The organism is Shewanella mytili (assembly GCF_046765975.1).
Lineage (GTDB): Bacteria > Pseudomonadota > Gammaproteobacteria > Enterobacterales > Shewanellaceae > Shewanella > Shewanella mytili.
The window spans coordinates 209,960-228,503 of sequence record NZ_JBKOUD010000001.1 but is presented as its reverse complement, the minus strand read 5'-3'; the positions used below and the strand labels follow the sequence as shown (position 1 = coordinate 228,503).

15 protein-coding genes are annotated in these 18,544 nt (G+C 55.7%); 10 read left to right on the top strand and 5 right to left on the bottom strand.

Annotated features, from left to right (window positions below):
• The first annotated feature begins 189 nt into the window (after positions 1-189).
• The 3 genes from ACIDEJ_RS00970 to ACIDEJ_RS00960 all read left to right on the top strand — a co-directional run bounded on the left by ACIDEJ_RS00970 (position 190) and on the right by ACIDEJ_RS00960 (position 3,613).
• Positions 190-669, top strand: a complete 480-nt coding sequence (locus ACIDEJ_RS00970; protein WP_411986222.1) for a DUF2947 domain-containing protein — start codon at positions 190-192, stop codon at positions 667-669.
• A gap of 9 nt (positions 670-678) precedes the next feature.
• On the top strand, positions 679-1,239 hold the full coding sequence (locus ACIDEJ_RS00965; protein ID WP_411986221.1) for a chalcone isomerase family protein: 561 nt from the start codon (positions 679-681) through the stop codon (positions 1,237-1,239).
• A 367-nt stretch (positions 1,240-1,606) separates the two neighbouring features.
• Entirely contained in the window at positions 1,607-3,613 is a 2,007-nt protein-coding gene (locus ACIDEJ_RS00960; protein ID WP_411986220.1) for a methyl-accepting chemotaxis protein, read from the top strand.
• Positions 3,614-3,898: 285 nt separating this feature from the next.
• Here ACIDEJ_RS00960 and ACIDEJ_RS00955 read toward each other — a convergent pair whose 3' ends face one another.
• The 3 genes from ACIDEJ_RS00955 to ACIDEJ_RS00945 all read right to left on the bottom strand — a co-directional run bounded on the left by ACIDEJ_RS00955 (position 3,899) and on the right by ACIDEJ_RS00945 (position 6,144).
• A complete protein-coding gene (locus tag ACIDEJ_RS00955; RefSeq protein ID WP_411986219.1) occupies positions 3,899-4,306 on the bottom strand; it encodes a YbaY family lipoprotein in 408 nt (135 codons plus the stop codon).
• Between the two features lie 3 nt (positions 4,307-4,309).
• Entirely contained in the window at positions 4,310-5,185 is an 876-nt protein-coding gene (tesB, locus tag ACIDEJ_RS00950) for an acyl-CoA thioesterase II (protein ID WP_411986218.1), read from the bottom strand.
• 74 nt (positions 5,186-5,259) lie between these two features.
• Positions 5,260-6,144 carry an SDR family NAD(P)-dependent oxidoreductase gene (locus ACIDEJ_RS00945; protein WP_411986217.1) on the bottom strand — a complete coding sequence of 295 codons (885 nt, stop codon included), beginning with the start codon at positions 6,142-6,144 and terminating at the stop codon, positions 5,260-5,262.
• 224 nt (positions 6,145-6,368) lie between these two features.
• On the opposite strand from ACIDEJ_RS00945, the gene ACIDEJ_RS00940 reads away from it, so the two are divergent.
• On the top strand, positions 6,369-7,238 hold the full coding sequence (locus tag ACIDEJ_RS00940; protein WP_411986216.1) for a 1,4-dihydroxy-2-naphthoate polyprenyltransferase: 870 nt from the start codon (positions 6,369-6,371) through the stop codon (positions 7,236-7,238).
• 249 nt (positions 7,239-7,487) lie between these two features.
• Here the strand turns inward: ACIDEJ_RS00940 and gndA are convergent, their stop codons facing one another.
• Together gndA and ACIDEJ_RS00930 are read right to left on the bottom strand one after the other, a co-directional pair.
• A complete protein-coding gene (gene gndA / locus ACIDEJ_RS00935) occupies positions 7,488-9,005 on the bottom strand; it encodes an NADP-dependent phosphogluconate dehydrogenase (RefSeq protein WP_411986215.1) in 1,518 nt (505 codons plus the stop codon).
• A 207-nt stretch (positions 9,006-9,212) separates the two neighbouring features.
• Positions 9,213-11,129 (bottom strand): propionyl-CoA synthetase, encoded by a 1,917-nt coding sequence (locus ACIDEJ_RS00930; RefSeq protein WP_411986214.1) that lies wholly within the window; start codon positions 11,127-11,129, stop codon positions 9,213-9,215.
• A gap of 269 nt (positions 11,130-11,398) precedes the next feature.
• Here ACIDEJ_RS00930 and ACIDEJ_RS00925 point away from each other — a divergent pair, with 269 nt between their 5' ends.
• The 6 genes from ACIDEJ_RS00925 to ACIDEJ_RS00900 are packed head-to-tail and all read left to right on the top strand — an operon-like array spanning position 11,399 to position 18,497.
• Positions 11,399-11,827, top strand: a complete 429-nt coding sequence (locus ACIDEJ_RS00925) for a MerR family transcriptional regulator (protein ID WP_411986213.1) — start codon at positions 11,399-11,401, stop codon at positions 11,825-11,827.
• A 33-nt stretch (positions 11,828-11,860) separates the two neighbouring features.
• Complete coding sequence (locus ACIDEJ_RS00920; RefSeq protein ID WP_411986212.1) at positions 11,861-13,030, top strand: isovaleryl-CoA dehydrogenase; 1,170 nt, start codon at positions 11,861-11,863, stop codon at positions 13,028-13,030.
• A gap of 59 nt (positions 13,031-13,089) precedes the next feature.
• The gene (locus ACIDEJ_RS00915) at positions 13,090-14,697 is read left to right on the top strand and encodes a carboxyl transferase domain-containing protein (protein WP_411986211.1); all 1,608 of its coding nucleotides are present in this window, start codon (positions 13,090-13,092) and stop codon (positions 14,695-14,697) included.
• A gap of 2 nt (positions 14,698-14,699) precedes the next feature.
• Positions 14,700-15,557 carry an enoyl-CoA hydratase-related protein gene (locus ACIDEJ_RS00910; RefSeq protein WP_411986210.1) on the top strand — a complete coding sequence of 286 codons (858 nt, stop codon included), beginning with the start codon at positions 14,700-14,702 and terminating at the stop codon, positions 15,555-15,557.
• A complete protein-coding gene (locus ACIDEJ_RS00905) occupies positions 15,550-17,604 on the top strand; it encodes an acetyl/propionyl/methylcrotonyl-CoA carboxylase subunit alpha (RefSeq protein ID WP_411986560.1) in 2,055 nt (684 codons plus the stop codon). Before ACIDEJ_RS00910 ends, ACIDEJ_RS00905 begins: the two co-directional genes overlap by 8 nt.
• 2 nt (positions 17,605-17,606) lie before the next feature.
• Entirely contained in the window at positions 17,607-18,497 is an 891-nt protein-coding gene (locus tag ACIDEJ_RS00900) for a hydroxymethylglutaryl-CoA lyase (protein WP_411986209.1), read from the top strand.
• Positions 18,498-18,544: the final 47 nt, after the last annotated feature.

Sequence of the window (18,544 nt, the reverse complement as noted above, 5' to 3'; positions counted from 1 at the left end):
GCCAGCGCCAAATTCGCTCCCCCAAAAACCTTAACCATCCTTGCCGTAAACGCCGCCAGCCAGATATCGCCTCGCGCCCTTTGACCTCAGGATTGTCGCCCGGAGTCCACGCCTGTGCCCCGGAGTTGGTTTAACGGCAACGGCAAGGTTATAATCCTTGCCTTCATTGTGGTGCGCCGGAGAAATTGTTTGTCTTATCGTTATATGCCCCTTAGCGACTATCGTCGCCAGTGGATGTTCAATCACCACGAAATGCCGGTTGCGGATGAGGACAAAGCCCACATCCACCCACTGAGCGCCAAAAGCGCCATGGAAGTCTGGAATCGCTGGATTAGCAACAAAAGCAGCTGCGCCGAGGAGTTTACCAAAGGCGATTGGGCCATCCGCAGTGCCAGCTGGCACCTCACCGACAACTGGCAAAATGCCTGGGACAGCGATGCTCCCGAGCTGCCCCTCCCCATCAGCGAATTTATCGGCTGGGATGATGACGAACCGGTGTTTTTCTGCATTGAAAAGTACGACATTCTCGAAACCCGCTGGGGCATATTCAAGCAACACTGGAAATGTTTTCTGTTCTGCGATGATGGCCCTATGTTAATTCACGCCAAGCATCGACAGGCCATATGGTTCACTCAGGATGGCAACTATCGCCTGGGACTCAGAGGTTAAACATCAGGAATGAATATGAAGCATTTTATCTGGTTAGCACTGTTTTTATTGTTTAGCGGCAACGCAGCGGCCAAAGAGGTTGCCGGGGTGGATGTTCCCGACCAGTTAACCCTGTCGCAACCACCGCTACAGCTCAATGGCGCCGGTGTTCGCAGCAAGTTTTTCATGGACTTGTATGTAGGCGCGTTGTACCTGCCACGCCCCGCCAGCACAACGGCGAAGGTACTACAGCAAGATGTGGCCGTGGTCAGTTTGCACATTCTCTCAGGCCTTATCACCGCAGAAAAAATGCGCAGCACCATTGAGGAAGGGTTTGAAGATGCCACTGACGGCCACACCCAGGAAATTGCCGCTGACATCCAGCATTTCATCGGGTTGTTTGATGCCGAAATCCAGGTGGGCGACACCTTTTTACTGGTGGCAGACAAACAGCAAGGGGTTACCGCCTACAAAAATGGCGTGGCCAGCGCCCCCATCAAGGGCGAAGCCTTTCGTGCAGCGTTATTGAATATCTGGCTTGGGCAGCATCCGGCGCAGAACAGCCTGAAACAACAACTGCTCGGCCAATAATCGCGCCATAAAAGAAAGTGAACACCAGGCGTGCCCCGGCATGACCGTGATACGCCTGGTGTTAACTCCCGCCCATCAGTCATCCTCTATCGTGCTTGCAGCGTCAATTAACCGACGTACTGCCAATTTAATGTTATACATTCAATATTCAGTTCCATTTCATAAATCCATAAAATCTGCCCATTAAATTATCAATTAACAATAATTTTGCATTTTTTGATCCAAGAAAATAAAAATATCGCCGATAACAATTATAACGGTATTGTTTTCGTTCTTGAGCAACCACCCGCTTTAATGCATTACATTCAGTAATGTGCATCGGGGAAATTAAAGTGGGCCATTACTATCCATAACTAGAGATAACAAGATGAACTATCGCAACTGGCCTATAGCAAAACAGATTGGGACACTGGCATTCATACTCACGGTGCTGGTGCTTGGCATAGTGGGCACCATCTCCTATCACACCGCCGCCACCGCGCTGAAAGATAAGGCTTTGTCGGCCATGACCAAGCAGATGCACAGTGTCAACGAGTTACTGGCATTGCAATACCAGTCACTGCTGGTGATTGCCCAGCGTAACGCCCAGGTATTCCGGGCCATGTATCCAGGCAAATTTTACAAACCCGAAGGGCAAACGGTTACCGTGCTCGGGAACGCTACCCCGGCACTGAAACATGAGTCTGAGATGATCAACTCATCCATCAGCAAAGTGGACCGCTTTGCCAAGCTCTCCGGCGGTACCGCCACGGTATTTGTGAAAGATGGCGATGATTTCCTGCGTATTTCCACCTCGCTGAAAAAGGCCGACGGCAAACGGGCGCTGGGCACCTATCTTGGCAAAAACCATCCCGGCTACCAAAAACTGCTCCGGGGCGAAACCTACGAAGGCTATGCCACCTTGTTCGGCAGCGACTACATGACGGTATATAACCCGCTGAAAGACCCTCAGGGAAATGTGGTCGGGATCCTCTATATCGGCTTTGATATCAGCGAAGCCATGAAAAAAATCCAGCAAACCGTTAACCACCTGAGCATTGAAGAAACCGGCAGTTACATGCTGCTCAAACTGCGCGATCTTTCGGTGGTGGCCGACAAGGCCCTCGCCCCCGGCACCATCCCCAGCGCTGCCCAGTTGGCCGGCATGCCGCTTGACAGCATGAAAACCCATCACGACTTTGAGCACTACCAGCAAAATGACGGCACGAATATGGTGGCGCTCAGCGATGACATCCCCGGCTGGGACTGGTTGTTGGTAGGCAAGGTGGATGCGGCAGAGCTGAACGAGGAAAGTAACACGCTGCTACAAATCAATGTGGCCATTTCGGTTGTCAGCATCATTGCCATTACCGCGCTGTTATCCATGGTGTTGGTGAATACGGTCAAGCCCCTGCGCCGCCTGCAGCAACACATGCAGCAACTGGGACAAGGCGATTTGAGCATTGACCCGCCGGCTACCGATGCCCACAGTCAGAATGAAGTGAGCCGCATCACCGCCAGCGTGCACCAGATGACGCTGAACCTGCGCACCTTAATCACCGAACTGCTGAACTCGGTCAAGGCGCTGGATTATCAGGCCGAGCAAGCGCAGCAGATAGCCCAGCTCAACGGCGAGGAAGCCAAAGCGCTGATGGGGCAGACCGATCAGATTGCCACCGCCATTGAAGAGATGTCCACCTCCATCCGGGATGTGGCCAACCACGCAGGGCAAAGTGCCGAGCAAAGCAACGAAGTGGATAACGCCTCACGGGAAGGCCACCAGCAACTGCTGGCAGTGGTCAACAGCCTCAATACATTGGAGCAACAGCTCAGCCAAAGCCAGCAAGCGGTAGAAGAGGTGGCCAAAGAAAGCGAAGCCATTAATACCGTTACCGATGTGATTAACAGCATTGCCGAGCAAACCAACCTGCTGGCCCTTAACGCCGCCATTGAAGCCGCCCGCGCCGGTGAACAAGGCCGTGGCTTTGCGGTGGTGGCCGATGAAGTGCGCACCCTGGCCAGCCGCACCCAGGCCTCCATTTCCGAAATCAGCCAGACCATTGTACACCTGCAGGCAAAAGTGAAAGACACCACAGAGCGCATGACCCAAAGCCATCAGTTGGGGTGCAGCTCTGCCGAGCAAGGGGATGCCGCCAACGAGCAGCTTAGTGCCATTACCGATCGCATCGCCGCGTTGGCCATCTCGGTGAGCAGCATTGCCAGCGCCACCGAGCAGCAAAGCGCCGTGGCAGAAGAGGTCACCCGCAACCTGCATCAGATAACCGAGCTGGCAAAAGAGGGCGATATCCGTGCCAATGACACGGTTAATGCCGCCAAAGAGCTGGCGGATGTGGCCGCCGCCCTGAAACAGCAAATTGAAGTGTTCCGGGTGTAACCACCTTTGAAAACGCAGGCAAAAGTGCCGCCGGGCAAGCAAGAGGCCATCAAGCCCCTGCCCGGCAATGATGCAGACAACACATGATGCAGGTAAGCATTGCCCCGGATAAAAAAAGAGGTGCCAGCTGGCACCTCTTTTTTATTTCTCAACCTTATCACTGGGCTGAACCCGCAAATGTTACCTACGCACGTTCTCTACCATTTTTATCCACGGGCGCTATCCACGAGCTTCGCCCATGATGATTAACCCAGTCATGTAACACTAAGTGCGTGCACATCGGGATTAACGTTGCAGGTTCTCCAACGGCACCGCTTTCATGATCACTTCCGTGGTCTGTTTGCCGTTATTGATCACCGGGTAGCGGTCATAGGTCTGGAAAATCACCCGCCCCTGATACTGGATCATGGCCACCACACCGTAATTGATTTTGTCATTGATGCTTTCTGCCGGCAGAATGAACTTGAAAGGCACCGGCACCCTGGCAACATTAAAAGATTTTTGGGCCACAATGGCACCGGGCGTATCCAAATCAATAATCGCCATGGTAATGCGGCAGCCTTCGGGCAACATTATCCGTTCACGATAGGACGCCGCGCCATTGACCACCACAGGCGTGGCCGGCTCTACCGTCACACACCCTGCCAGCCCCAGGAATCCGGCGGCTATCAGCAATTTATTCCATATTCGCATGCATTAATTTTCCTTTTTCACCGAGGTCATGCGGATCAGCCCTTCCTGCGCGGCTGACGCTATCAGCGTGCCCTGTTGATTAAAAAACTGTCCCCGCACATAACCACGGGCACCGTAGGCATTGGGACTATCCACCGCATACAATATCCATTCATTGAGATCCACCGGCCGGTGAAACCACATGGAATGATCGATGGTGGCCATGCGAATGCCCGGGGTCAAGAACGAAACCCCATGAGGCTGAACCGCCGTAACCAGAAAATTAAAATCAGACGCATAGGCCAACAGGTAATCGTGCATGCAATGCTGGGGCGGTAAGGCACCATTGGCCCGGATCCAGATGTAACGGGTAGGGTCGCTGGCGTTGGGCGATAGCGGATTCAAGGGATTGACCATGCGCATTTCAATGGGGGCATCGGCAAGAAACTTTTCCAGAATTTTTGCCGGTACCTTGTCGCGCATGGTCATGGCCAGCGCCTGTTGGTTCATCAACCCTTCGGGGCCCGGTACGTCAGGCATCAGTGCCTGGTGATCAAAGCCGTCTTCCGGCTCCTGAAACGAGCACGCCATATAAAAAATCGGCCGCCCCTTTTGAATGGCTTTTACCCGACGGGCGCTAAAACTGCCACCGTCGCGCATGTTTTCCACATCATAAACAATCGGCAAGGTTTCATCGCCGGCGCGCAAGAAATAGGAATGCAACGAATGCACTTGCCGCTCAAGGGGAACCGTTTGTCTGGCAGCGCTGAGCGCCTGCCCCATCACCTGGCCCCCGAACACATGCCCAAAACCCAAATCCTGACTCTGTCCCCGGAATAACCCCATTTCAATGGGTTCCAGCGTTAACAGAGATAACAGTTCATCCAATACCTGGCTCATATCATCCCATTGACTGTGAATCGGTAACGTCCAAGAGTAACCCAGAGCCAAGGGTAAATACAGTAGCCAGCGGATTATTCCAGTAGCACGCCGTGTTCGCGACTGGCGTTACGGGCCCACTTAACCATTTGTTCCTCACCGCTTTTCTGAAAACTTAGCGGGCGGCCACGACTGAATTTTGGCCAGTTTTTACTGACCGACTCAGGGGTGCAGTCTTCGGCCGAAAAGTAACAGGGATGGGTTTCGGCCAGCCGCAAGCAACTGATGCTACCGGCGGCGGCCAACACATGCTGGCCTGATGGCGCTTTGTCTCCCAAAAGGTAAATGGCGGCGGCTACCGGCATTTCAATGGAGAACAGCGCCCCCACATCATCCGCCAGATGGCACTCTGCCATGCCATTGGAAACCTGGGTACACAGGCTGTTGACACAGATGTTATAGCTCTGCCCTTCCAGGCTCAGGCTGTTCACCAAACCGATTAACGCCATCTTGCTGCTGGCACAGGCCGCTTCAAACTGATCGCCAAACAGGCCGCTGGCGCAGGTCAGCATTAACACCCTGCCGAAGGCCTGCTGACGCATCACTGGCCAGAACGCCTGACAAAACAGAAAGCTGCCGGTGACATTGACCGCCATTTGCCGCTGCCAGTCATCCAGGGTTATTTTTTCCAGTGGTGCTGAGTGGTGCCTATTGGCGCACAGCAGCAAAAAATCCACCTTGGGAAATGCCCCCAGAATTTGCGTGCATACATCGGTGACCTGCCCGGCGTCAGCCACATCACAATGGTAATGTTTGACGTCTGCCCCCATGGCGGCAATGGCAGCAGCGGTTTCCCGACAATCCCGATTGTCAATTAAGATGATCCTTGCCCCACGTTGTGCCAGAGCGATGGCAAAAGCCCGGCCTATTCCCGAGGCCCCTCCGGTCACTACAGCGGTCTTATGTTGGAAACGCATCATGTCAATCTCCTCAGCATGTTGATGCCTGGATAGATTTACGGCGTGGTTGTACTTAGTTTGCATCCATCCTAGATTTACTATGACTCTATTTTTCTTGGAAGGGCGGCCAACAAATGTGCGCTATTTCAAACTCTTTTACATGCATTAATCCGATTGTGCTAACTTTGCCACTGCTTCTTGGTATTCTATAAACAGTAGTAAGTCTGTTGATGTGAACGATAAAAATGAATCCTTGGTTTCTGGCTATACGCCCCCGGACGCTGCCCGCTGCAGCCGGTCCCTTGTTGGTTGGCAATATGCTGGCACTGCCTCTGGAAAAATTCAGTTGGCCAGTGGCCATTGCCTCCATGGCCTGCGCACTGTTGCTGCAAATTGCCGTTAATCTGGCAAATGATTATTTTGATTTCAAAAACGGCATTGATACGCCAGAGCGAGTAGGGCCGACCCGGGTTACCCAAAGCGGCATGCTCTCCCCGGTGAAAGTGCGTAACGCCATGACGTTATGCCTGTTGTTGTCTCTGGCCGTTGGCGCCTATCTTATCGGGCACGGTGGCTGGCCCATCGGCTTGCTGGCTGCCGCGTCCATGTTGGCCGCATTGGGTTACAGCGGCGGCCCTTACCCGCTGGCTTCCCACGGTCTTGGCGAACTGGCCGCCTTTGTGTTTTTCGGTTTGGTGGCCGTGGTGGGCAGTTATTATCTGCAGGCCGGCGATACCACCACTGCCGCTTGGCTGCTGGGCTGTGCGGTGGGGCTGCTGAATGCCGCCATCATGCTGGTAAACAATACCCGCGATATCCGCACCGATACCAAAGCCGGGAAAAAAACCCTGGCGGTACGCATTGGTGAAGCCCAGGCACGGGTGCTGTACCAGGCGCTGCTGTACATCCCTTTCGGGTTGATTATTGCCGGTTTCCTGCTGGGACAACTGCCGGGATTTCCGGTATTGCTGGCGGGCTTGTCGCTGATTATGGCGCGCAAGTTATCCTCTGATTTTTATCAGGAGTCCGGCGCAGCCCTTAACCCGCTACTGGGCAAAACGGCCAAACTGACCATGATGTTCAGCGCCCTTTTCAGTGTGGGTTTGATGTTCTAACGCCTGCAGAGAACATCCCAAGGTGACATCAAATGCCGCAAAGGCGCATTGGTTAGCCAGGGTGTTATTGGTTATCAGCTAAAAGGGCTTCATTAACGCGCTCGCCGCTTGTGCCATCCGTAATGAAAAAGGCTTACCGCTTTTTACGCGATAAGCCTTTTTTCTTGCCAGGCAATGGGTCTAGCGCCACGGCGTTAACAATGCCTGCCCGAAAAGGGGCATGAGCCATGACACGCCCCTTATTGGGTTTCACCCCACCTTAATCAGGCTGCGTTGCGGCAGGCTCCAGTTCAGGTGATATTTTTCTCCGGTGGGCTTGTCGGTGCGCTCAAAGGTGTGAGCGCCAAAGAAATCCCGTTGCCCCTGCAACAGGTTGGCCGGCAATACCTTAGTGCGAAAGCCATCGTAATAGGCCAGTGCCGAGCTGATACAGGGCACGGAAATGCCATTGAGCACCGCCACCGCCACCACCTTACGCCACTTGGGCTGCTGCTGGGACAATGCATCGGCAAAGTGTTTATCCTGCAACAGGTTATCCAGCGCCGGCGCCGCATGATAGGCGTCGGTAATGGTCTGCAGGAACCCGGCCCGGATAATGCAGCCAGCGCGCCAAATGCGGGCAATGGCGGCAAAGTCCAGTTGCCACCCCTGCTCTTTGGCCGTCATGGCCATCAGCTGGAACCCCTGGGCATAAGCCGATACCTTGGCACAATAAAGCGCCGCTTCCAGCCCATCAATCAGTTCGCTGCGGGTGACGTCATCCACCTGGATTTCAGGGCCTGCCAGTTGCCCGCTCAATTGCATGCGCAAACCTTTTTGCGTACTCATGGCCCGGGCATACACCGCCTCGGCAATGGTGGGGGCGGGACAGCCCATTTGCAAACTGCTGACCGCAGTCCACAGGCCGGTGCCTTTTTGTCCGGCCTTGTCCAGGATCATGCTAACCAGCGGCTTGCCGGTCAATGGATCATGCTGGCGCAACACTTCGGCACTGATCTCCATCAGGTAGCTGTTGAGCTCGCCTTGGTTCCAGCGCTCAAAAACCGCTGCTATCTCGTTTTCGGCAAGCCCCAGCCCCTGATGCAAAATCTGGTAGGCCTCGCAAATTAACTGCATGTCGGCGTATTCAATGCCGTTGTGCACCATTTTAACGTAATGGCCCGAGCCCGCAGGCCCGATATAAGTGGTGCAAGGCTCGCCGGCGGTATTAATCTCTCCCGGTTGCGAGCGCTCAAGGGGTTGCCCGCTGTGACTGTCCACTTTGGCGGCAATGGCTTGCCAGATGGGGGCGATATGATCCCAAGCGGCCCGGTCGCCACTGGGCATGAGCGACGGCCCGAAGCGGGCGCCGACTTCTCCGCCGGACACGGCAGAGCTGAAGAAAACGAACTGCCCGCGGTAGTGCTGCTCCCGGGCAATGGTATCGGTCCATAAACTGTTGCCGGTGTCGATGACAATGTCATCCGCCTCAATGCCCGCCTCAATCAGCGCTTGGCAAACCCCGTCCACGGGCTTGCCCGCCGGCACGGACAGCAGCAACAGCCGGGGTTTGCTTAACGACTGCAACAATCCCTGCATGGAATCATGACCCTGCAGCATCTGCTCCCGTGCAGGCACTTCGTTCAGGGCCTGCTGCTCAGCGGCGCTGACCTTTTCAGCATCCAGATCAAACGCGGCCACCTTGTAGCCGTTATCCACAATATTGAGGGCCAGGTTTTTACCCATTACCCCCAGGCCGATAACCCCAATATCAGCAAAATTCTTCATTACTCTCACCAATTACCGCGCTTGAGCTTTTTGTCAGCGCACGACTCATCACCATAATTTGGCCTATTATACTGAGATTTTGTTGTTTTTTTCCAACAAACTGTCATTAAGATAGCGAAAGCTGGCGCAAATTTTTGAAAATAATGAAATTTAAAAACAAAAAAGCCCACATTACTGTGGGCTTTGTTAACACGTTATTTGCCGATGTCAGGCATGGCGCAGCAGCAAGGCATCTGCATACCCCATGCGGGTCAGGGCATCACGCACCAGATCCAGTGTCTGGGGATCTTCAATCGTGGCTGGTGGCGTGTAAGACTGGTTATCGGCAATTTTGCGCATGGTGCCCCGCAAAATTTTACCGGAACGGGTCTTGGGCAGCTTGGGCACTGCACTGACCAGCTTGAATGCTCCCACCGGGCCAATTTCCTGACGGACTTTGGTTACCAGCTCGGCGTGCAGCTGCTGCTCACTGATATCAATGCCGTTTTTCAGCACTACCAGCCCCAGCGGCACCTGCCCTTTGAGTTTGTCATCCACCCCGATAACCGCGGCTTCTGCCACTGCCGGATGCTGGCACAACACCTCTTCAAAGCGGCCGGTGGACAAGCGGTGTCCTGCCACATTGATGATGTCGTCAATACGGCTCATGATGTACAGATAACCGTCTTCATCCATATAGCCCGCATCACCTGACAGATAGTAGCCGGGATACATGCTCAGATAACTGTCCTTGTAGCGCTGATCGTTCTGCCACAAGGTGGTCAGGGTACCCGGTGGCAAAGGCAGTTTGATCACCACGTTACCGGACTGCCCGGCAGGCACCTGCTCGCCGGCCTCATCCACGACCTCCACCTGAAACCCCGGCACGGCCCGTGCGGGTGAACCGGCCTTGATGGGTAATGGCTGAACCCCCATCAGGTTGGCGGCAATGGCCCAGCCGGTTTCGGTCTGCCACCAGTGATCAATCACCGGTTTTTGCAGATGGCTACCAGCCCATTGCAGGGTATCGGGATCGCAACGCTCCCCGGCAAGGAAGACGGTTTCAAGTCCGCTTAAATCCACCCCGTTGATGTAATCACCATTGGGATCTTCACGCTTGATGGCGCGAATGGCCGTAGGTGCGGTAAAGAAGCACTTCACGTCATACTTCTTAATGGTGCGCCAGAAAATGCCGGGATCCGGTGTGCCCACGGGCTTGCCTTCATACAGCACGGTGGTGGCACCCACCAGCAATGGGGCATAGACAATATAAGAGTGCCCAACCACCCAACCCACATCGGATGCGGCCCAGAACACATCGCCGGGTTCCACGTTATAGATGTGCTTCATGGACCAGGCCAAAGCCACTGCATGGCCGCCGTTATCCCTGACAACCCCTTTGGGTTGCCCGGTAGTGCCCGAGGTATACAGAATGTATAACGGATCGGTGGCTTCTACCGGCACGCATGGCGCGGGTTCGGCATCCTTGATGGCCTGTTGCCAGTCGTAATCACGCCCTTCCTGCAATTGGGCCGCATATTGGCTGCGCCCCAAGATGAGGCAACTTTCGACTTTATGATTTGATTGTTCTAGCGCTTTATCCAGCAGCGGCTTGTAAGGCACTACCCGTGATGGCTCCACGCCACAAGATGCGCTCAGCACCAGCTTGGGCTTGGCATCGTTGATGCGGGTGGCCAGCTCATTGGCGGCAAAACCGCCAAACACCACCGAGTGAATGGCCCCAAGACGGGCACAGGCCAACATGGCGTACAAGGTTTCCGGCACCATGGGCATGTAAATGACCACCCGGTCGCCTTTGGTGATACCTATCGAGGCCATGTAGCCTGCAAGCCGGCTCACCTGAGCCTGTAACTCCGCATAAGTCACCCCGTATTCGGTGTCGGTCACCGGGCTGAAATAACGGATTGCAAATTGTTCCCCTCTGCCCGCTTCTACGTGGCGGTCCACCGCGTTATAGCATGTATTCAGCGTTCCTTTACTGAACCACCGGTAGAATGGCGCATTACTTTCGTCCAGTACCTGTTCCCACGGCTGATACCAGTCAATGGCGTTGGCACATTCTCCCCAGAACGTCGCTTTATCTTCAATCGACTTCTGGTACAGGGCTAAACCCGGTTCTGTCATCTAACTGTCCTCCCCAAGGACCGCCTCTCGGCATTACACTCCCCTTCCTTCTGTTTTCATTAATAGACCCTTTTATAATCTGACCCTATTAGACGTTAGCCTAAAACCACGCTGCCACTGCGGTTTAGCCCTAGGTTGCGCCTAACCGTTTGGCCATATTTTCACCATTTCACCCCTTAAAATTTGTTCAACTTCACACATTTGATAACTTTACCTTTACGTAAACTTCATATATCTTGCTGTTATCAATGCTAACTGAGTGTTACCCAATGACGATTCGACCAACCCCCCAAACCACTTATTCCATCAGTGATTTATCACGTGAATTTGACATTACCACCCGTAGCATCCGCTTCTATGAGGATCAGGGGCTGCTCAAGCCCAAGCGCCGTGGGCAAACCCGCATCTACAGCTTGAAAGACAAGGTGCGACTGAAACTCATCCTGCGCGGCAAGCGTTTGGGGTTCTCACTGGCGGAAACCCGGCGCCTGTTTGAACTGTACGATGCCGACAAAAGCAGCCGAGCCCAGCTCAATACCATGCTGGCATTGATTGAAGAGAAAAAAACCTCACTGCAACAGCAAATGGACGACATCAAGGTGGTGCTGATGGAACTGAACTCCGCTGAAGTGCAGTGTCATCAGGCGCTGGAGGAGATGGCTCAGGAACACGCAGAGCTGTCGCCCACGTCATCCTGATAACGATTCATCAACCATAAGGATATCAACCCCATGAACCCATGCTATTCCAGTCTCAATTTTGGCCTAGGTGAAGACATTGAAATGCTGCGGGATGCAGTGTCTGCTTTTGCCGACAACGAAATTGCCCCCATTGCTGCCCAGGTGGACAAAGACAACGCCTTTCCCAATCAGCTCTGGCCCCGTTTTGGCCACATGGGGCTACTGGGGATCACCATCAGTGAAGCGTTTGGCGGTGCGAACATGGGGTATCTGGCGCATGTTGTGGCCATGGAAGAGCTGTCCCGTGCCTCCGCCTCCATTGGCCTGTCCTATGGGGCCCACTCCAACCTGTGCGTTAACCAGATCAACCGTAACGGCAACCAGGCCCAAAAAGAGAAATACCTGCCAAAGCTGGTCAGCGGCGAACACATCGGGGCGCTGGCCATGAGTGAGCCCAATGCCGGCTCGGATGTGGTCTCCATGAAACTGCACGCCCGCAAGGAAGGTGACCGTTACATCCTAAATGGCAACAAGATGTGGATCACCAATGGCCCGGATGCCCACACCTATGTGATTTATGCCAAAACCGACTTGGACAAGGGGCCTCACGGGATCACCGCCTTTATTGTGGAGCGCGGCTTCAAGGGGTTTTCCCAAGCGCAAAAACTCGACAAGCTGGGAATGCGCGGCTCCAACACCTGTGAACTGGTATTTGAAGACTGTGAAGTACCGGAGGAAAATATTCTGGGTGGCCTCAATCAAGGCGTGAAAGTGCTGATGAGCGGCCTTGACTATGAACGGGTGGTGCTCAGCGGCGGCCCGTTGGGGATTATGAGTGCCTGCATGGACATTGTGCTGCCTTATATGCACGAGCGGGTGCAATTTGGCAAATCCATCGGCGAATTCCAGCTGGTACAGGGCAAACTGGCCGACATGTATACCGCCATGAATGCCGCCAAATCCTACATCTACAATGTGGCCAAAGCCTGCGATCGCGGTGAAACCACCCGCAAAGATGCAGCGGGCGCCATCCTTTACAGCGCTGAGCTGGCCACCAAAATGGCGCTGGATGCCATTCAGCTGCTGGGCGGCAACGGTTACATCAACGAGTACGCCACCGGCCGCCTGCTGCGGGATGCCAAGCTCTATGAAATCGGCGCTGGCACCTCGGAAATCCGCCGCATGCTCATCGGCCGCGAGCTGTTTAACGAAACCAAGTAAGGCAACCGCAGGAAGCCTTGCGCTTGCCTGTTGCACCCCGTTGAAAAGGATGACAAGCCGTGCCTCAAATTAACAGTAAAATCAATGCTCGCAGCGATGAGTTTCGCCAAAAACACACGGCCATGGCAGCACTTGTGGCCGATTTGCAACAAAAACTTGCCGAGATCACCCAAGGCGGTGGCGCACTGGCCATGGAGCGCCATCTGGCCCGCAACAAACTGGCCCCGCGCAGCCGGGTGGAAAAACTGCTGGACCCGGGTTCGCCATTTCTGGAACTGAGCCAGTTTGCTGCCTTTGAGGTTTATGGCGAAGATGTGCCTGCCGCCGGTATCATCGCCGGCATCGGCCGGGTTAGCGGCGTTGAGTGCATGATTATCGCCAACGACGCCACGGTCAAAGGCGGCACTTACTACCCACTGACGGTAAAAAAACACCTGCGGGCCCAGGAGATAGCCGAGCGCTGCCACCTGCCCTGCATCTATCTGGTGGACTCGGGCGGTGCCAACCTGCCGCGCCAGGATGAAGTCTTCCCTGACCGGGAGCATTTTGGCCGTATTTTCTTTAACCAGGCGCGCATGTCTGCCAAGGGCATTCCGCAGATTGCCGTGGTCATGGGGCTTTGCACCGCCGGAGGCGCCTATGTCCCGGCCATGGCGGATGAATCGATTATCGTCCGCGAACAGGGCACGATTTTTCTGGCCGGCCCGCCACTGGTGAAAGCCGCCACCGGGGAAGAGGTCAGTGCCGAAGAGCTCGGCGGCGCCGAGGTGCACACCAAAATCAGCGGGGTGGCCGATCACCTGGCGCAAAACGATGAGCATGCACTGACGCTGGCCCGCAATGCCGTCGCCCGCCTCAACCACCAAAAACAGATTGCCCAGCACCTGAGCCAGGCAAAGCCGCCCAAGTACGACATTCAGGAGATCTACGGCATTGTCGGCACCGATTTGAAAAAGCCCTTCGATGTCAAAGAGGTGATTGCCCGCCTTGTGGATGATTCCGATTTCGACGAATTCAAGGCCGGTTACGGTGCCACGCTGGTGTGCGGCTTTGCCCGTATTCATGGCTACCCGGTGGGAATAGTGGCCAACAATGGCATCCTGTTTTCCGAGTCGGCGCAAAAAGGCGCGCACTTTATCGAGCTTTGCTGCCAACGCAAAATCCCGCTGCTGTTTTTGCAGAACATCACCGGCTTCATGGTGGGCAAAAAATACGAGCACGAAGGCATTGCCAAACACGGCGCCAAGATGGTCACCGCCGTCTCTTGCGCCACCGTGCCCAAATTCACCGTGTTGATTGGCGGCTCTTACGGCGCCGGCAACTATGGCATGTGCGGCCGCGCCTTTGACCCCACCATGATGTGGATGTGGCCCAATGCCCGCATCTCCGTGATGGGCGGCGAACAGGCTGCAGGCGTACTGGCCACGGTGCGTAAAGATGGCCTCGCCCGCAAGGGGCAAACCATGAGCGCCGAAGAGGAAGCCGCCTTCAAGGCTCCCGTGATTGCCCAGTACGACAAAGAGGGGCACCCCTATCATGCCAGTGCCCGCTTGTGGGATGACGGCATTATCGACCCGGCCCAGACCCGGGATGTGGTGGGGCTGGCACTGTCAGCCGCATTGAACGCCCCCATCGAAGACACCCGCTTTGGCGTGTTCCGCATGTAAGGATGGCAACTATGGATTATCAATACCTGACAGTAACAACCGATACCCGTGGCGTGTCATCCCTGGTCATGAATCGCCCGCAACTGGCCAATGCCTTTGATGAGGTGATGATTGCCGAGCTTATCCATGCGCTGGAGTCCCTTGGCCGGGACCCCGCTTGCCGGGTGCTGCTGCTGAAAGCCAGCGGCAAGCATTTCAGTGCCGGCGCCGATCTTAACTGGATGCGCAAACAAGCCGCAATGAATGTGGATGACAACCTCAGGGATGCCGCCGAGCTGGCGCGGCTGATGGCCACCCTGGACAAATTTCCCAAGCCGTCACTGGCACTGGTGCAAGGTGCCGCTTTTGGCGGTGCGCTGGGGTTGGTGTGCTGCTGCGATATTGCCATGGCAACCCCCAATGCCAGTTTTTGCCTGTCGGAGGTAAAAATTGGCCTCATTCCGGCAGTTATCAGCCCCTATGTGCGCCGCGCCATGGGGGAGCGTCAGGCACGGCGCTACATGCTCACCGCCGAGCGTTTTGATGCCCATACGGCCAAGGCACTGCAGGTTGTCCATGAGGTAACAGACAACCTGGATGCCGCGGCCGCCCCGCTTGTGGATGCCCTGCTGGCAAACAGCCCTCAGGCACTGGGCTGCTGCAAGCAGCTGCTGGGGGAAATTCGCCACGGGCTGACCGATGAAGGCACCCAAACCCTCACCAGTCGCGCCATCGCCCGCATTCGGGTATCGGAAGAGGGCCAGGAAGGACTGAATGCCTTTTTCGAAAAACGCCAACCCGGCTGGCAGCAGGCACATGATGCCAGCACCGCCCATGACCGCCCCCAAAGCCGTGACCAAGGAAGGACGCAAGATGTTTAACAAAATCCTGATAGCCAACCGCGGCGAAATTGCCTGTCGCATCATCCGCAGCGCCAACAAGCTCGGCGTGCGTACCGTGGCACTTTATTCCGATGCCGACCGCCACGCCGCCCATGTTGCCATGGCCGATGAAGCCTTTTATCTGGGCGGTTCGGCACCCGCTGACTCCTACCTTAAGGGCGACGTCATCATTGGGATTGCCAAACAATGTGGTGCCAAGGCGATTCATCCCGGTTACGGCTTTCTGTCGGAAAACGCCGCTTTTGCCGCTGCCTGTGAACAGGCAGGCATTGTGTTTATTGGCCCAAAGGCGCACGCCATTGAAGCCATGGGCAGCAAGAGCGCCGCCAAAATCATCATGGGTAATGCCGGCGTGCCGCTGGTGCCGGGTTATCACGGCGATGAGCAAAGCGATGAAGTGCTGCTCAGTGAAGCGGAAAAAATCGGTTTTCCGCTGCTCATCAAGGCCGCTTTCGGCGGCGGCGGCAAAGGCATGCGCATTGTCCGCCAGATGGCAGAGGTCAAATCGGCCATCCACTCGGCCCGCCGCGAAGCCGCTTCCAGTTTTGGCAACGACAAACTGTTGCTGGAGCGCTATCTGGAGCAGCCGCGCCATGTGGAAGTGCAAGTATTTGCCGATACCCATGGCAACACCATCTATCTGTCAGACCGGGACTGCTCCATTCAGCGTCGCCATCAAAAAGTGGTGGAAGAGGCCCCGGCCCCGGGCCTTGGTGACGCCTTGCGCCGCCGCATGGGGGAAGCTGCCGTGGCCGCTGCCCGCGCCATCGATTATGTGGGCGCCGGCACGGTGGAGTTTTTGCTGGACACCCAGGCAACAGCGGAAGATGGCAGCTTCTTTTTTATGGAGATGAATACCCGCTTGCAGGTGGAGCATCCGGTTACCGAACTGGTGACCGGGACGGATCTGGTGCACTGGCAGTTGCTGGTGGCCGCCGGTGAGCCACTGCCACAGACGCAAGAGCAAGTAAGTATTGCCGGTCATGCCTTTGAAGCGCGGATTTACGCCGAAGACCCGGATAACGACTTCCTGCCCGCTAGCGGCAGACTCAATTTCCTGCGGGAGCCCAAGCCGTCAGCCCATGTACGCATCGACTCTGGGGTGCGTGAGGGGGATGAAATTTCCAATTTTTACGACCCCATGATCGCCAAGCTGATTGTTTGGGATGTATCGCGCCCTCGGGCACTGCAACGCTTACAGCGGGCGCTGGAGGAGTATCAACTCACGGGCCTGAAGCACAATATCGGCTTTCTTGGCAAAATCGCCGCCCATCCGGCCTTTACCAAGGCTGATTTCAGCACCGATTTTATCGAGCGTTATCAAGGGCAACTGCTGTCTCAGGTCAAAAACAGCGCCCTGCCCTTGCCGCTGCTGGCACAAGCGGCCCTCTACGAGATGCTGTGGCGCAAACGCGAGTCAATCCGCCAGCAGGCAACAAGCATTGACCCCACCTCCCCCTGGGGCAGCGCCAACGGTTTTCGCCTTAACGGCGCCAAGCGCCATGATATCGCCCTGATGGACGATGAACATCAGGTGCACCACCTGCAACTGACCGAACGTGCCAATGCCGAGGGCTGGCAACTGACGCTGAATGGCCAAACCCTGGTGCTTGACGGCAAGTTGAGCTGCGATGAAGCAGGTGGCGACACACTGTGCAGTGTGGTGCAAGGCCATGTCAGTACCCAATTTGTCAGCCGGCAAGACGGGGATTTTACCCTGTTTGGCCACTCCGGCGAGCTTCGCGCCTGTCATTTTCGCGCCCTGCAGCATGAACTGGAAGAGGAACAAGGCAACTATGCAGACCAGCTCAAGGCACCGATGAACGGCACCATCGTCACCCATCTGGTGGCCGTAGGCGACAACGTCCAGGCAGGTCAGGGGCTGATGGTGATGGAAGCCATGAAGATGGAATACACCATAGCGGCGCCTTTTGATGGCACCGTGAGTGAATTTTTCTTCCATCCAGGGGAACTGGTCAGCGATGGCGTGCAGTTGCTAGAGCTCATTCAAGCGACGGAGGCTTAATCATGTTGCCAACCAGTGTAAGCCTGTTTGAAGTGGGGCCAAGGGATGGTCTGCAAAATGAGCAACCGGTCAGCACCGAAGCCAAAATAGCCTTGATTGATGCGCTGGCAGATGCGGGAGTGAGCCGCATCGAAGCGGCCAGTTTTGTGTCCCCCAAATGGGTGCCGCAAATGGCGGATTCCGGCGAGGTGCTGCGGGGCATTGACCGCCGACCGGGGGTGCGTTACAGCGCCCTGACCCCCAACATCAAGGGGTTGGAGCTGGCGCTGGAAGCTGGCGCCGATGAAGTGGCGGTATTTGCGGCTGCCTCGGAAGGTTTCAGCCAGAAGAACATCAACTGCTCCATTGATGAGTCCATTGCCCGCTTTGAACCCTTGCTGAACCGGGCAAAAAAAGCCGGTGTACGGGTGCGTGGCTATGTGTCCTGCGTGCTGGGGTGCCCTTATGATGGCGACATTGCCCCGAGCGAAGTGGCGCGGGTTGCCGAAATCCTGCACCAGTTGGGCTGTTATGAAATTTCCCTTGGCGACACCATAGGCGTAGGCACCCCCATCAAAGCGCGCCAGATGCTGGAAACCGTGGCACAGCGGGTACCGATGCCGCAACTGGCCCTGCATTTTCACAACACTTATGGTCAGGCACTGGCCAACATCCTTGCCTGCCTGGAGGCCGGCGTGCGCGTGATAGACACCTCGGTGGCAGGCCTTGGCGGTTGCCCCTATGCCAAGGGCGCTTCGGGCAATCTGGCCAGTGAAGACCTTGTTTACATGTTGCACGGCATGGGCATCAGTACCGGCATAGACCTTAGAAAACTCGCCAGTGCCGGACAGCAGATAAACCGGGCCCTTGGCCGCACAACCGCTTCCAGGGTGGCCTGTGCCATGGGCTTTTAACCGCCCGCCAGGCTTGGTGGCTTGGTGCCCGGCGGCACAAGCCAAAC